General features: G+C 70.1%; 11 protein-coding genes. 7 read left to right on the top strand and 4 right to left on the bottom strand.

Annotation, left to right across the window (positions count from 1 at the left end; translation table 11 throughout):
• The first annotated feature begins 39 nt into the window (after window positions 1-39).
• Complete coding sequence (locus ACPYO6_RS16165) at window positions 40-2,493, top strand: GmrSD restriction endonuclease domain-containing protein (RefSeq protein ID WP_425715820.1); 2,454 nt, start codon at window positions 40-42, stop codon at window positions 2,491-2,493.
• A gap of 107 nt (window positions 2,494-2,600) precedes the next feature.
• On the opposite strand, the gene ACPYO6_RS16170 is transcribed toward ACPYO6_RS16165, so the two are convergent.
• Window positions 2,601-4,307, bottom strand: a complete 1,707-nt coding sequence (locus tag ACPYO6_RS16170; protein ID WP_425715821.1) for a DNA/RNA helicase domain-containing protein — start codon at window positions 4,305-4,307, stop codon at window positions 2,601-2,603.
• 279 nt (window positions 4,308-4,586) lie between these two features.
• Between ACPYO6_RS16170 and ACPYO6_RS16175 the strand changes: the two genes are divergently transcribed.
• The 4 genes from ACPYO6_RS16175 (at window position 4,587) to ACPYO6_RS16190 (ending at window position 8,491) form a co-directional block, all read left to right on the top strand.
• Window positions 4,587-4,796, top strand: coding sequence for a heavy-metal-associated domain-containing protein (locus tag ACPYO6_RS16175; protein ID WP_425715822.1), 210 nt, complete (start codon window positions 4,587-4,589; stop codon window positions 4,794-4,796).
• A gap of 89 nt (window positions 4,797-4,885) precedes the next feature.
• Window positions 4,886-7,246, top strand: coding sequence for a heavy metal translocating P-type ATPase (locus ACPYO6_RS16180; RefSeq protein WP_425715823.1), 2,361 nt, complete (start codon window positions 4,886-4,888; stop codon window positions 7,244-7,246).
• A gap of 36 nt (window positions 7,247-7,282) precedes the next feature.
• A complete protein-coding gene (locus ACPYO6_RS16185) occupies window positions 7,283-7,663 on the top strand; it encodes a metal-sensitive transcriptional regulator (RefSeq protein WP_425715824.1) in 381 nt (126 codons plus the stop codon).
• 111 nt (window positions 7,664-7,774) lie between these two features.
• Window positions 7,775-8,491 (top strand): 2'-5' RNA ligase family protein, encoded by a 717-nt coding sequence (locus ACPYO6_RS16190; RefSeq protein ID WP_425715825.1) that lies wholly within the window; start codon window positions 7,775-7,777, stop codon window positions 8,489-8,491.
• Here the strand turns inward: ACPYO6_RS16190 and ACPYO6_RS16195 are convergent.
• Window positions 8,449-9,321, bottom strand: a complete 873-nt coding sequence (locus tag ACPYO6_RS16195) for a hypothetical protein (RefSeq protein ID WP_425715826.1) — start codon at window positions 9,319-9,321, stop codon at window positions 8,449-8,451. The genes ACPYO6_RS16190 and ACPYO6_RS16195 overlap by 43 nt on opposite strands.
• Window positions 9,322-9,358: 37 nt before the next feature.
• Window positions 9,359-10,708 (bottom strand): isocitrate lyase, encoded by a 1,350-nt coding sequence (aceA, locus tag ACPYO6_RS16200; protein ID WP_425715827.1) that lies wholly within the window; start codon window positions 10,706-10,708, stop codon window positions 9,359-9,361.
• 133 nt (window positions 10,709-10,841) lie between these two features.
• Here aceA and ACPYO6_RS16205 point away from each other — a divergent pair, with 133 nt between their 5' ends.
• Together ACPYO6_RS16205 and ACPYO6_RS16210 are read left to right on the top strand one after the other, a co-directional pair.
• A complete protein-coding gene (locus ACPYO6_RS16205) occupies window positions 10,842-12,389 on the top strand; it encodes a helix-turn-helix domain-containing protein (protein ID WP_425715828.1) in 1,548 nt (515 codons plus the stop codon).
• Window positions 12,390-12,546: 157 nt separating this feature from the next.
• Entirely contained in the window at window positions 12,547-13,599 is a 1,053-nt protein-coding gene (locus ACPYO6_RS16210) for a lipoate--protein ligase family protein (RefSeq protein ID WP_425715829.1), read from the top strand.
• Window positions 13,600-13,639: 40 nt separating this feature from the next.
• Here the strand turns inward: ACPYO6_RS16210 and pdxS are convergent, their stop codons facing one another.
• A complete protein-coding gene (gene pdxS / locus ACPYO6_RS16215; protein WP_425715830.1) occupies window positions 13,640-14,533 on the bottom strand; it encodes a pyridoxal 5'-phosphate synthase lyase subunit PdxS in 894 nt (297 codons plus the stop codon).
• Between the last annotated feature and the right edge of the window lie 72 nt (window positions 14,534-14,605).

The following is a 14,605-nucleotide window of genomic DNA, read 5'->3' on the forward strand; positions in this document are numbered from 1 at the left end:
ACGCTCACACGTTCGGGGGACACATCAGTGGTTACGGCATTGGAGGCCAACCTCCAGAGCATCTTCGAGGGCAAGAAGCAGTACGTCGTCCCGCTCTTCCAGCGGCGGTACGAATGGGGGCCTAGACAACTCACCAAGTTGTGGTCCGACATCGTCGAGCTCGAGGAGACTCGTCGGACCGACCCGGCGGCCACGCACTTCATCGGGTCGCTCGTCCTGGCGACGAGCCCGGCAGCCGGACCGGTGGGCGTGCAGCAGTTCCTTGTCGTCGACGGTCAGCAGCGACTGACCACGTTGACCCTGCTGCTGGCGGCACTGCGGGACCATCAGTCGGAGCACACCGGTCGCGAGCATTTCGACCGACTCAACTCGCAGTACCTCGTCAACGTCTGGGACAAGGGCACACCGACGAAGTTTCTCCCGACCCAGGCGGACAGGGACGCCTATCTCGCGGTCATCCGTGCCGCCCCGAGCGCGGGCGGCACGGACCATGTGGGGGCCGCGTACCGGTACTTCAGATCGGTCCTCAGCTCGGTTCCTGCCGATCAGGTTGAGGGCATCGAGAATGCAGTTCTTGCCGGCCTGTCACTTGTCTCGGTCACCGCTCAGCAGGGTGACAACGTCCATCGGATCTTCGAGTCGCTCAACAACACCGGTCTGCAGCTGACCCAGGCTGACCTGCTCAAGAACTACCTGTTCATGCGGCTTGGCGACAGCGGTGACTCCGTTTACCAGTCGGTATGGCTCCCGCTCGAGAGACTGCTGTCGTCCGACAACATCGAGCTGCTGTTCTGGCTCGATTCCGTCCAGCGTGACGAGCGCGTCAAGCAGTCGGAGACCTACGACAAGCAGCAGAGGCGTCTCGACGTGATGGTCGAGACGGAGCAGATCGAGCTGGAGGTGCGACGCATCGCCGCGCTCGGGGAGCTGCTCGTCCTCATTCTCGAGCCTGATCGAGAGAAGGACCCACGAGTGCGGGTGCGGCTCGAACGGCTGTGGACCTGGGGTACGAAGACTGCGTTCCCCGTCATGCTCCAGCTGCTGTCTCGCCGCGCCGACGGGACGTCGACGGCAGAAGAGGTAGCCGACGCGCTTCGGATCCTCGAGAGCTACCTCGTGCGCCGGATCGTCATCGGGCGTGCAACCGCCAGTCTGAACCGGACTCTCCTCCAGGCCGTCCAGGCAGTCGTCGCCGCAGATGATGTCGCTGCCGGGCTTCGTGAGTTCCTGTCACGTGGTCGCAAGTACTACGGGACGGATCGCGAGGTCCGCGAGGCGGTGCATGCAGTTCCCTACTACTGGCAGGGACGTGGGCTGCACAAGCGACTCATCCTCGAGTGGTTGGAGGAGTCGTTCGGCTCCAAGGAGCCGGTCGACATGAAACGCCTCTCGATCGAGCACGTCATGCCTCAGTCGTTGTCCGACGAGTGGCGTGCAGACCTGTCGCAGTGGCTCAGCGTCGAGGAGATTCATGCCTTCCACGAATCGAAGGTGCACGCGATCGGCAACCTCACTCTCACCGGGTACAACAGCGAACTCAGCAACGATGAGTTCGCGCGCAAACGGGTCGAGCTCGCGCGCAGCGGGCTGCGTCTGAATCAGTTGATCGGCGCTCACGAGACGTGGGGCCCGAACGAGATCGAGCGGCGGGCGTCGGCTATTGCTGATGCGATCATCGAGATCTGGCCGGGACCGGTCGAGGCGCTTGTCGATGACGGATCGTCGGAGGAACTCTGGCTGACGGTCGCCGAGATTCTGGCCGAGATTCCAGCCGGTAGATGGACCTCGTACGGAGACGTCGCCATCGTTGCGGGTACGCACCCTGTTCCCGTCGGTCAGCGGCTCGCTCGCGTCCCCACGGCCAACGCTCACCGCGTCCTGACCGCAGACGGGCGGGTCGCGTCCGGGTTCAGGTGGATCGATCCACAGCGCACGGACGACCCGCACGACGTGCTGCGGGCTGAAGGGGTGTTGTTCGGTCAGGATGGGCGCGCCCTGGAGGCTGATCGCCTGAGGGCGATCGACCTTGCCGAACTGTCTGGCCTTTCGGTGCCCCAACTGCGACCTGAACAGTTCGAGAGACAACTCAGCTCGTACCAGGGGCCCGATATTGTGGACGCTGTCCACCGGCTGATCGCTCACTGGGAAACGATCGGTGGCGAGATGGATTGGGGCCGAGCCTCGGAGGTCACGGCGTTCTTCAACGCTCAGGGCGCAGATGGTTCGGTCTGGCCGTTCGCGCTGTACCCCAGCGGAAAGGTTGAAGTGGTCTTCCAATATCTCGAGAGTCGACCGCCGTTCGATGACGTGCTGTTGCGGGACGAGCTCAGAGAGCGACTGAACGGCGCGCCCGGAGTGGACCTGCTGGACCGGCCCAGGCCCGGCTTCTCGGTCGAGGTGCTGGCGGATGCCGCCGCATTCGACGTGATTGCAGAGAGCCTGACCTGGTTCATGACGCATCTTGAGCGCGAGGAGTCCGACGACGACGCCTGATGGATGGCACGGGGCTCGAAATGCTGCTCGCCGCGCTGGCCGTGGCCGTGAAGGACCTGCGGGACCGGCGGGAGGACGGGACCGCGATCGTGTGAGGTGCGGGGGCGTCAGAAGAACCGGCGCAGGTACTCGCGCAGCGGTGCGTCGCAGACGTAGACGTAGGTCCCGCGAATCCCTCGGGTCAGGAGCACGCCGTAGATGTTTCGGATGAGCCCGAGAATGTCGTCGTCGGAGTAGGTGATGCCGAGCAGGTTGTTGTTGGCCTTGCCCTTGGCGTCGAAGTACGAGGAGCGGTCGGCGACGACTCGTCCGCTGAGCGGGTCGAGACGCAGGTCGTTCCCGATGATCACGCCCGCGTAGTTGAGGTCGTATCCCTGGACGGTGTGGATCGATCCGACTTCGCCGATCGAGCCTGGTGAGTTGATCCAGTCCCGTGTTGCGCGGTTCCAGGCGAGCTTGTGGCTGCCGAGCTCGATGTCGTGGGCGGCGTTGTCGCGCCTGCTCACCCACCTCCATGCGTAGCCGGCGACGAGGCGCGACAGCCCGTACTCCTCGTTCTGCGTGCGAATGCGTTCGTACATCGCATCGAAGTCGTCGAAGAGCTCGAGCTCGTACTCGCCGAACTCCTGTCGTCCCGGCTGAGAGCCGGCCAGGACCCGACGGATGTATCCGACGTAGTCGGCGTCGGCCCTGACTCGCATCTGCGAGGTGAGGGTGTAACGACGGCCGTCACGGTGCGCGTCGTCCTGCAGTGCCGCCAGCGTCTGTTCGGGAATGTCGGCGGGACGGACTCTCTGCCCGGTGTCGACGAGCAGGATCTGGTGCCTGCTCCTCGCGGTGATCCAGTCGAGCTGCGTCTTTGCCTGCCAGTCCTCCCCGAACAGCTCCTGGCTGATCTCTCTGTAGGCCTTCGTCATCGTTCCCATCGCCTGGGCCGAGTAGATGGTGAGTCGGTGAGCCTCGTCGACGATCAGGAGTTCGAAGGTGTCGGTGCTCCGTCCGACCTCGAACGGCGTGAGCACCATGCCCGGCTCGAGCCCGGGCGTCCGCCTGAACACGTTCTGCACCGAGTGTCGGAGCGACTGCTGCGGGACGACGAGTCCGACTCGGAAGTCCGCGAGAAGCTCACGGTGGCCGGGCGTGAAGTACTCGGCGAGGAACGAGTCCGACGAGATCTGCTCCTCGTCGTCGGAGAGCGCGATGTCGACGAGCAGCTTGACGAGGAAGATCGCGACGATCGTCTTCCCGGTGCCGGGGTGTCCTTCGACAAGGCTTCGGCTGTCGGCGTCGTTCGAGAGGTCCTCGAAGAGCCCGTCGAGAATGCTCTCGACGACGATCGCCTGGTCGTTGCTCAGCGCCTTGAACGGCGACAGCTTGAAGAGGTCGCTGTTGACGATCTCGGGAATCGACCGGGTGAAGTACCCGGATTCGCGCAGTGACTCGAAGATCTCGTCGAACAGCAGCTGATACCGGCCGCGGTCGTAGTACTCGGCGTCGACGATCCCGTCGTTGCGGTTGAGCACCTCGAACTGGCCGTCGCCGCTGAAGAGCCTGATAAGAGTCGACTCCAGGTCGAGGCATGCCGACCGGTTGAACGTGTCGTCGACGATGACGTTGGCGGTGTCGAGCCCGTCCCGTGTCGACAGATGCTGGCGCATACGGCCGGCGGCGTTACCGGTCTCACCGACGTAGACGGACCCCGTGCCGCTGATGCTGTAGACGACCGGCCAGTTGCGATGCCGTGGATCCTGGCCGGCCCAGCTGGTCACGGACCCTTCGTCGAAGGGGAACGACTCGATCGACCAGGTCGGCATCGGTCGTCAGCTCCTTCCATGGCCCGATCGCATGCCGAAAGCTCGGGTGTCGATGAATCGGCCTGTCGTCGTGGTTCGTCTCGAGGCTAACCATTCTGACCCGTCGGTGCTTCTACGTGTACGTGACTGTCCGGGCCGCTTCCGCTCGTCGGGCCCTCGCCCATGCTCGGACGCACGCCCGGTGCCAGGCCGCTCCTTGCCCTTGTTTGATACCTATAGGGGGTATATGCTCGGTCGTAACGGCAGTGAGCGCTGCCGTTCGAGACGAAAGGAACAGTCATGGCTGCCAGCACCAAGGAGTACCTCGTCGACGGCATGACCTGCGGGCACTGCGAGATGTCGGTCAAGGAGGAGATCGGCGAGATCGCGGGCGTTTCCGAGGTCGAGGCGTCGCACGAGTCCGGCAAGGTCAGCGTCACGGGCGAGAACTTCACCGACGAGCAGGTCGCCGCAGCTGTCAGCGAGGCCGGCTACTCGCTCAAGGCCTGACCTTCGCGACGCCCCGCGCCGCCGCCCGTGGGATACCCATACCGGGCATAACGAACGATCCAGCGACCTCCTAGGGAAGGGGAGAGCACATGGCACAGACTGCTGCACCGGTCGACGCGACGGACCTCGTCCACCTCGAGCTCGGGGTGACGGGCATGACGTGCACGTCGTGCTCCTCCCGGATCGAGCGAAAGATCAACAAGGTCGACGGCGCGGACGCGATCGTCAACTACGCGACCGAGACCGCGACGATCGACTACGACCCGAGCAGGATCACGGAGGACGAGCTCATCGAGGTCGTCCGCGGCGCGGGGTACGACGCCTTCGCGATGACGGCGGCGGAGGAGCCGGCCGTCGACGAGTCGGGTGGGGACGAGATCGTCGACCGGCACGAGGAAGCACGCCTCGCCGAGGAGAAGGACCTCAAGGATCGCCTGATCTGGTCGGCGATCTTCTCCGTGCCGGTCGTGGCGATCTCGATGATCCCGGCGCTGCAGTTCCCGAACTGGCAGTGGGCGATCCTCGTGCTGTCGACGCTCATCTACCTGTACGGCGGCATGCCCTTCCACCGCGCCACACTCCTCAACCTGCGCCACCGCTCGACCACGATGGACACCCTCGTGTCGCTCGGGACGACCGCCGCGTACGTGTGGTCGCTGTGGGCGCTGTTCTTCGGGACCGCCGGCCACCCCGGCATGACGATGGAGATGAGCCTGCTGCCGCGCGCCGACGGCATGGACCACATCTACCTCGAGACCGTCGCCGTCGTCGTCACCTTCCTGCTGCTCGGCCGCTGGTTCGAGGTCCGCGCGAAGGGCGCCTCCTCGGCGGCGCTCAAGTCGCTCCTCGACATGGGGGCGAAGGACGCGGCGCTTCTTCGCGACGGACGCGAGGTCCGCGTGCCCGTCGGACAGCTCGCGGTCGGCGACGTCTTCGTCGTCCGCCCCGGCGAGAAGATCGCGACCGACGGCCGGGTCGTCGAGGGCACCTCCGCGATCGACGAGTCGATGCTGACCGGCGAGTCGGTCCCCGTCGACGCGTCGCCCGGCAGCCTCGTCACCGGCGCCACGATCAACACCTCCGGCCGGCTGCTGGTCGAGGTGACCCGCACCGGCGCCGACACGACCCTGTCCCAGATGGCGAAGCTCGTCACCGAGGCGCAGTCGAAGAAGGCCCCCGTGCAGCGCCTCGTCGACAGGATCTCGGCCGTGTTCGTGCCGACCGTCATCGTCCTCGCCGTGATCGCGCTGATCGTCCACCTGCTCATCGGCAACGACGTCAACTGGGCGTTCTCGGCCGCCGTCGCGGTGCTCATCATCGCCTGCCCGTGCGCGCTCGGCCTCGCGACGCCGACCGCCCTGCTCGTCGGTACCTCGCGCGGCGCCCAGCTGGGCCTGCTCATCAAGGGCCCCGAGGTGCTGGAGTCCACGCGTCAGGTCGACACGATCGTCATGGACAAGACCGGCACCGTCACCGAGGGCGTCATGTCGGTGACCGGCGTGCACGCCGCCGCCGGCGGCGACGAGGACGCGGTGCTCGCGCTCGCGGGCGCGGTCGAGTCGGGCTCGGAGCACCCCATCGCCCAGGCGATCGTCACCGCCGCGTCCGAGCGCGGCGAGCTCGCCGCGGCCACCGGTTTCGAGAACTCCGCCGGACGGGGCGTGAGCGCCGTCGTCGACGGTCGGACCGTCGTCGTCGGCCGCCCGGACGGCGAGCTCCCGGCGGAGTTGTCCCAGGCGTTCGAGGACGCGCAGGGCCGCGGCGCGACGCCCGTCGTCGTGTCCATCGACCGGGTCCCCGCCGGCGTGGTGGTCGTGCGCGACACGATCAAGGCGTCGTCGGCGCAGGCGGTCGCGCAGTTCGCGGACCTCGGGCTCACGCCGTACCTGCTCACGGGGGACAACGCCCGGGCCGCCGCCGCTGTCGCGGCCGAGGTCGGGGTCGGCGAGGGCAACGTGATCGCCGACGTCATGCCGGAGGACAAGGTCGCGGTCATCGAACGACTGCAGGCCGAGGGCAGGCGCGTGGCGATGGTCGGCGACGGCGTCAACGACGCGGCCGCCCTGGCGCAGGCCGACCTCGGCCTCGCGATGGGCGCAGGCACCGACGTCGCGATCGAGGCCTCCGACATCACGCTGATGAACAACGACCTGCGCTCGGCGGGCGACGCGATCCGTCTCTCGCGCCGTACGCTGCGGACGATCAAGGGCAACCTGTTCTGGGCGTTCGCGTACAACGTCGCGCTGATCCCCGTCGCCGCGCTCGGGCTGCTCAACCCTGGGCTCGCCGGCATCGCGATGGGCTTCTCGTCGGTGTTCGTCGTGTCGAACTCCTTGACGCTGCGCGGCTTCCGGTCGACGTTGGGCGAGGGCCGCCCGGCGGACGCCACCGGGGCCGAGCACGGCGCGGAGACCGCGGCGGGGGACCGCGAGCTCGTCGAGGCGAAGTAGCGAACCAGCGAACCAGAAGAGCAACGGGAGACAACCATGACGACGACCGACATCGACCCGCCCGTCGGCGCCGAGCCCGGCGCGGCGACCGCCTCCACCGGGGCGAGCACCGACTCCGTGGAGAGCGACCCAGCGCACCACCACGGCTACATCAACGACAAGGCCCGCTACGTCGCGCGGCTGCGGAAGATCGAGGGGCAGGCGCGCGGCCTCCAGCGGATGGTCGACGAGGAGAAGTACTGCATCGACATCCTCACGCAGATCACGGCGCTGACCTCCGCGCTGCGCAACGTGGGCCTCGGGCTGCTCGACGACCACATGCGGCACTGCGTCCGCGACGCCGTCATCGCCGGAGACGAGGAGGCGGACGCCAAGTTCAAGGAGGTCGCCGACGCGATCGCCCGCTTCAGCCGGTAGTCGCGCGCCGGCCGCCGCGAACCGGCCACCGCGCGCCGAGCACCGTGGCAGGATCCCGCCCGGCGCCCGATTCGGATGGACGCCGGGCGCCGCGGGGGAGAGGCTGACCCGATGCGCCTGTTCGCCGCGATCCGGCCGCCCGCCGAGGTGCTCGACCACCTCGAGCTCCCGCTGACCAACCTCCGGCTCGGCGCCGGCGCACCCCTGCGCTGGGTGCCGCCCGACCAGCAGCACCTCACGCTCGCCTTCTACGGCGAGATCCCCGACGGCGCAGCCGACGCCGCCGCCGACTCCCTCGCCGAGGCCGCCGCCCGGCACGCCCCGCTCGACCTGCGGCTGCGCGGCGCCGGCTCCTTCACCGGCCGCACCCTGTGGGTCGGGGTCGGCGGCGACACCGACCCGCTCGCCGCCCTCATGTCCGACGTCGCGGGAGCCCCGTACGAGCCCGAGCACGACGCCGACGAGGACGAGGAGCACGACGACGAGCCGGGACGCCCCGGTGGCGCCCCGGCCCGCGGCCGGCCGAACGGATCTCGGCCGAACGGCTCCAGGTCGAACGGCTCCCGGCCCAATGGCTCCCGCTCGAGCCGCGGCCGGTCGGCCCACGCCGGCCAGGACCGCCGCCGCGCCCACCTGACCGTCGCCCGCGAGTCACGCCGCTCGCGCGGGACCGACCTGGCCGGCCTCGCCTCCGCGCTCGCGATCTACGAGGGGCCCACGTGGCGGGCCGACGTCGTCGAGCTCGTGTCCTCCCACCTGGGTGAGGGACGCGGCGGCGGACCGCGTCACGAGGCCATCGCGACGCTCCCGCTGACCGGCTCGGCGTAGCGCCGCGACCGGATCCGCGCGACCCGCTCCGGCAGCGCCCGCACGGACGCCGGCGTCGGGCCGACCTCCCCGCAGCCCGGCTGGACCGCGGCCGTGCGCGCGCGGGCGTCGGCGGCCTCGGCCTGCAGCGCGTCGAGGTCGCCGAGCGCGAAGGTCGCCGCCCGGCCCCGGAGCTCGAAGAGAACCTCCTCCGCCTCCGTGGCCGCCTGGACGCAGCCGAGGACGATGCGCGCCCGCACGGTCCCGCCCGGCAGGCCGAGCCACCGCTCGGTGAACGCGAGGACCTCGTCCCACAGCCGCGCCTCCCGGCGCCCCTGCAGGCCGGTCAGCCGGACCTCGATGCCGGGGCCGTCGGCCCGACGGGCGTGCGCGTCGGCCACGTGCAACGCGACGTCGACGAGGGTCGCCGACGCGGGACGGCCTCCGACCTCGAGCCGGTCCTCGGCCTCCTCCCACCCGCGGGGCCGCGCGACGACCGCCGCGCGCGCCGAGCCCGGCAGCACCCGCCACGCGGGGTCCTCGTGCGCGCCGCTGGATCGGCGGTCCGGGGCGATCGGTGCGCCGTCGGCCGCGGACTGCGCGCGGCACCGGCGCTCGCGCAGGATCTCGCGCCGCTCGTCGTCGAACCGCTCGTGCAGGGCGCCGACCAGCGCGAGGGCCACCGGCGAAGGGATACGGCCGGCGGGCCGGCGGACCACCGCGACGCGGGCGCCACGGTCGGCGGAGAGGGCGGGCCGTTCGTCGTCGGGCATGGGGGTTCCGACGTCGGGCACCCGGGAGGCGGGGACGCGACGGAGCGGGGCGGTCATCGGGAAGTCGGTGAGGGTCATGTCGGTGCACTCCTTCGTGACGGGGCGGCGGGGCCGCTCAGCGGAACTGCTGCTCCTCGGTGGACCCGCGCAGGGCGAGGGTCTCGGCGGTCGGGTTCAGCGCGGTGGCGACGAGGTCGAAGTAGCCCGTGCCGACCTCGCGCTGGTGGCGCGTCGCGGTGTAGCCGTCGGCCTCGGCGGCGAACTCGCGCTCCTGGAGGTCGACGTAAGCGGTCATGCCCTCGCGGGAGTAGCCGCGGGCGAGCTCGAACATCCCGTGGTTGAGCTGGTGGAAGCCGGCCAGGGTGATGAACTGGAAGCGGTAGCCCATGGCACCGAGCTCGCGCTGGAAACGGGCGATCGTGTCGTCGTCGAGGTGCTTGCGCCAGTTGAACGACGGCGAGCAGTTGTACGCGAGCATCTGGTCCGGGTGCTCGGCGTGGACCGCCTCGGCCACCTCGCGGGCGTGCTCGAGGTCCGGCGTCGACGTCTCGACCCACAGCAGGTCGGCGTACGGGGCGTAGGCCAGCGCGCGGGCGATGACGGCCTCGGTGCCCGGCGTGGTGCGGTAGAACCCCTCCGCCGTGCGCTCGCCGGTGGTGAAGACCTGGTCGCGGGGATCGACGTCGGAGGTGATGAGCGTGGCCGCGAGCGAGTCGGTGCGGGCGACGACGAGGGTGGGCGTATCGAGGACGTCCGCCGCGAGGCGTGCCGCGGAGAGCGTGCGCACGTGCTGGGAGGTGGGGACGAGGACCTTGCCGCCGAGGTGGCCGCACTTCTTCTCCGAGGCCAGCTGGTCCTCGAGGTGGACACCGGCCGCGCCCGCGACGATGAGCGCCTTCGTCAGCTCGAACGCGTTGAGCGCCCCGCCGAACCCGGCCTCTGCGTCCGCGACGATCGGGGCGAGCCAGTCGAAGCCGGGGTCCGTGCCCTCGGAGAAGCTGATCTCGTCCGCACGCAGGAGCGCGTTGTTGATCCGTCGGACCACCGCGGGGACGGAGTTGACGGGGTAGAGCGACTGGTCGGGGTAGGTCTGGCCGGCCGAGTTGCCGTCGGCCGCGACCTGCCAGCCCGAGAGGTAGATGGCCTCGAGTCCCGCGCGGACCATCTGCGTGGCCTGGTTGCCGGTGATCGCGCCGAGCGCGTGGACGTAGTCACGGGTGTGGAGCAGCTGCCACAGGCGCTCGGCGCCGCGCCGCCCGAGCGTGGGCTCCTCGCGGACCGTGCCGCGCAGCCGGACGACGTTCTCCGCCGAGTGGTCGCGGCGCACGCCTGCCCAGCGCGGGTTCGACGCCCAGTCCTGCGCGAGGTCCGCGGCCTCCGAGCGGATGCGGCCCTCGACGGAGCGGGGCTCGGGGCGGGGCGTGGTCGTCGTGTGCGTCTGGTGCGTCTCGACGTCGATGCTCATGGTGTGCCTCTTCCTCGTGGCGGTCGGCGAACCTCGGGTGAAATCCGCGATGAGTACACGCTCGTGGCTCGTTCTGGCCGCGGCCAGCAGGAGAATGTGTAAAGTTCGAGCGATCTTCACCGAAGGAGAAGAGATGGCCGCGACGACGCGAACGACCACGCCCGACGACGACGGACCCGCGCGGCGCGCCGGCGCCCTGCCGGGCGGGCCGCACTCTCGCGGGGAGGTCGACCCGAACGCCTCCGACGACGAGCTCGACCTCGCCGTGCTCGGCCGCCGGATCCGGCACGCCCGTCAGGAGGCGGGGCTCACGCTGGCCGAGCTCGCGGTCCGGGTCGAGCGGGCGCCGTCGTTGCTCTCCCAGATCGAGAACGGGAAGCGCGAGCCGCGCCTCGCGCTCGTCCACGCGATCGCGCGGGCCCTCGACGTCCCGGTCGCGGACCTCATGCGGTCCGAGCCGCCCTCGCGCCGGGCGGCCCTCGAGCTCGCGCTCGAGCGCGCCCAGGCCGACCCCGGGTACGCGGCGCTCGGCCTGCCGTCCGTGCGCGCCACCGCGAAGCTGCCGGCCGACGCGCTCGAGGCGCTCGTCGGCCTGCACGTCGAGCTCGCCCGCAGCGCGACGATCCGCTCGGCCACACCGGAGGAGGCGCGGCGCGCGAACGCCGAGCTGCGCGCGTCGATGCGGGGGCGGAACAACTACTTCGCGGAGATCGAGACGGCGGCGGCGGAGATCTCGGCGGCCGTGGGGCACCGCGGCGGGCCGCTCACCGACCGCGGCGTCTCCGCCGTCACCGAGCACCTGGGCTTCACGATCCATCGCACCGACGACCTGCCGCGCTCGACCCGCTCGGTCACCGACCTCCACCACCGCCGGATCTACCTGCCGCTCACCGCCCAGGGCGGGCACGACCCGCGCACGATCGTCCTGCAGACCCTCGGTCACTTCGCCCTGAACCACGCCGACCCGCGCGGGTACGCGGAGTTCCTCGCCCAGCGGGTCGAGGCGAACTACTTCGCCGCCGCGCTGCTCGTGCCCGAGCGGGCGGCGGTCGACTTTCTTGCCGCCGCCAAGAAGGAGCGGGCGCTTGCGATCGACGACCTGCGCGACGCCTTCGCCGTGTCCTACGAGACCGCCGCCCACCGGTTCACCAACCTCGCCACCGAGCACCTCGGGCTGCCCGTGCACTTCATGCGGGTCGGCGAGGACGGGGTGATCTACAAGGCCTACGAGAACGACGACGTCACGTTCCCCACCGACGTCACCGGCGCCGTCGAGGGCCAGATCGTCTGCCGGCGGTGGGCCTCGCGTCGGGTGTTCGCCAACGTCGACCGCTACGCCACCCACTTCCAGTACACGGACATGGGGCGGGGCACGTACTGGTGCACGACCCACGTGGAGCGCACGGACGCCGGGGACTTCGCCATCGACGTCGGCGTGCCGTTCGACCACGCCAAGTGGTTCCGCGGTCGCGAGACGGGGGAGCGGGCCCGGTCGAGCTGCCCGGACCCGGCCTGCTGCCGGCGCCCGCCCGCCGAGCTCGCCGGCCGGTGGAAGTCGCACGCCTGGCCGAGCGCCCGTGCGCACTCCCACCTGCTCGCCGCGCTGCCGCCGGGCACGTTCCCCGGGGTCGACGACACCGAGGTCTACGAGTTCCTCGACCGCCACGCGTCGGGCTCGTGACCGTCCCCCGCTCGTCGAGATTGCGGTTGGTGCACGTCGAGATTGCGGTTGGGAGCCCCACGGCATGTCGAGAGTGCGGGTGAGAGCGCCCCTGAGCCGCACTCTCGGCATGGATGCCGACGAACCGCAATCTCGGTGAGTGCGTAGGCTCGAGCGCGTGCACGGTGAGTACAAGGTCCCCGGAGGCAAGCTCGTCGTCGTCGACATGGAGGTGAGCGACGGGCGCCTGAGCGACGTCCACCTGGCCGGCGACTTCTTCCTCGAGCCCGACTCGGCGCTCGCCGACCTCGACGCGGCCCTGACCGGGCAGCCGGAGTCGGCGTCGGCGGCGGACCTCGCCGCTGTCGCGGCCACCGTCCTCGACCGGCCCGACGTGCACCCGTTCGGGCTCACCGCCGAGGGCGTCGGCATCGCCGTCCGCCGGGCGCTCGGCCGCGCGATCTCCTGGGACGACCTCACCCTCGAGCTCGTCCACGGCCCCACCCTCCACCCGGCGATGCACGTGGCCCTCGACGAGGTGCTCCCCGCCGAGGTCGCCGCCGGACGCCGCGGCCCCACCCTGCGGTTCTGGGAGTGGGACGCGCCGCTGGTCGTCATCGGCTCGTTCCAGTCGGTGCGCAACGAGGTCGACGAGGAGGCGCTCGAGCGGTACGGCATGTCGGTGGTCCGCCGCGTCTCCGGCGGCGGCGCGATGTTCATGGAGGCCGGCAACTGCATCACGTACTCGCTCGTGGTGCCGACGTCGCTGGTCGAGGGCCTCAGCTTCGAGCAGTCGTACGCCTTCCTCGACGCGTGGGTGCTCGATGCGTTGAAGGAGATCGGCGTCAACGCCCGGTACGTGCCGCTCAATGACATCGCCTCCGACGTCGGAAAGATCGGCGGAGCAGCCCAGAAGCGGTTCGCGAACGGCGTGGTGCTCCACCACGTGACGATGAGCTACGACATCGATGCCCAGAAGATGCTCGACGTGCTGCGCATCGGCCGCGAGAAGCTGTCCGACAAGGGCGTGCGGTCCGCCGCCAAGCGCGTGGACCCCATGCGCAGTCAGACCGGCATGGCGCGCGAGGCGATCATCTCCGCCTTCCTCGACCATCTGCGGCTGCGGTACTCGACCGTCGAGTCGGGGATACGGCCCGAGGAGCTCGAGGCCGCGCAGAGGCTCGTCGACGAGAAGTTCACCGACGAGAAGTGGACCTACCGGGTGCCGTGAGCCGGCGGATGGTCGAACCGCCGCCGGCCCGCGCCCGCCGTCACCACCCGCGCTCGGCGAGCCGGTGCGGGGCCGGCAGGTCGGCCACGCTGATGCCCACCATTGCCTCGCCGAGCCCGCGCGAGACCTCCGCGACGACGGCCGGGTCCTGGTAGGACTGCGTCGCCTTGACGATCGCCAATGCGCGCGCCTCGGGGTTGCCGGACGTGAAGATGCCGGACCCGACGAACACGCCGTCGGAGCCGAGCTGCATCATCATCGCCGCGTCGGCCGGGGTGGCGACACCGCCGGCGGTGAACAGCGGGACGGGCAGCCGGCCCTCGCGCGCCACCTCGACGACGAGCTCGTAGGGCGCCTGCAGCTCCTTGGCGGCGAGGTAGAGCTCGTCCGCCGACCGTGAGCGCAGCGCGTTGATCTCGCCGGTGATCTGGCGGATGTGCTTGGTCGCCTCGGACACGTCGCCGGTGCCGGCCTCGCCCTTCGAGCGGATCATCGACGCGCCCTCGGTGATGCGGCGCAGGGCCTCGCCGAGGTTCGTCGCCCCGCACACGAACGGCACGGTGAACTTCCGCTTGTCGATGTGGTGGGCGTAGTCGGCGGGGGAGAGGACCTCGGACTCGTCGACGTAGTCGACCCCGAGGTGCTGGAGCACCTGCGCCTCGACCAGGTGCCCGATGCGCGCCTTGGCCATGACGGGGATCGAGACGGCGGCGATGATGCCGTCGATGAGGTCGGGGTCGCTCATCCGCGCCACGCCGCCCTGGGCGCGGATGTCGGACGGCACGCGCTCGAGGGCCATGACGGCGACCGCGCCCGCGTTCTCGGCGATCGTCGCCTGCTCCGGGGTGACGACGTCCATGATGACGCCGCCGCGCAGGGAGTCGGTGAGGGCGTCGGGGGAGAGGCGGGTGGCGGAGGCAGGTGCGGTGGTCATGGCGAGGGATCCGTTCGTCGTCGTGCGGGGGCAGGGTTTTGACCTAGGCCAAACAGCCTACCTGTCCTGTCA

Origin of the sequence: Georgenia sp. Z1344, from assembly GCF_049856295.1 — a bacterium.
GTDB lineage: Bacteria > Actinomycetota > Actinomycetes > Actinomycetales > Actinomycetaceae > JB111.

Coding starts and splice junctions, on each gene's coding strand:
- aceA (WP_425715827.1), bottom strand. CDS start 10,708: ATGAGCATCGACGTCGAGACGCACCAGACGCACACGACGACCACGCCC.
- pdxS (WP_425715830.1), bottom strand. CDS start 14,533: ATGACCACCGCACCTGCCTCCGCCACCCGCCTCTCCCCCGACGCCCTC.
- ACPYO6_RS16190 (WP_425715825.1), top strand. CDS start 7,775: ATGCGCCTGTTCGCCGCGATCCGGCCGCCCGCCGAGGTGCTCGACCAC.
- ACPYO6_RS16195 (WP_425715826.1), bottom strand. CDS start 9,321: ATGACCCTCACCGACTTCCCGATGACCGCCCCGCTCCGTCGCGTCCCC.
- ACPYO6_RS16205 (WP_425715828.1), top strand. CDS start 10,842: ATGGCCGCGACGACGCGAACGACCACGCCCGACGACGACGGACCCGCG.
- ACPYO6_RS16175 (WP_425715822.1), top strand. CDS start 4,587: ATGGCTGCCAGCACCAAGGAGTACCTCGTCGACGGCATGACCTGCGGG.
- ACPYO6_RS16180 (WP_425715823.1), top strand. CDS start 4,886: ATGGCACAGACTGCTGCACCGGTCGACGCGACGGACCTCGTCCACCTC.
- ACPYO6_RS16170 (WP_425715821.1), bottom strand. CDS start 4,307: ATGCCGACCTGGTCGATCGAGTCGTTCCCCTTCGACGAAGGGTCCGTG.
- ACPYO6_RS16185 (WP_425715824.1), top strand. CDS start 7,283: ATGACGACGACCGACATCGACCCGCCCGTCGGCGCCGAGCCCGGCGCG.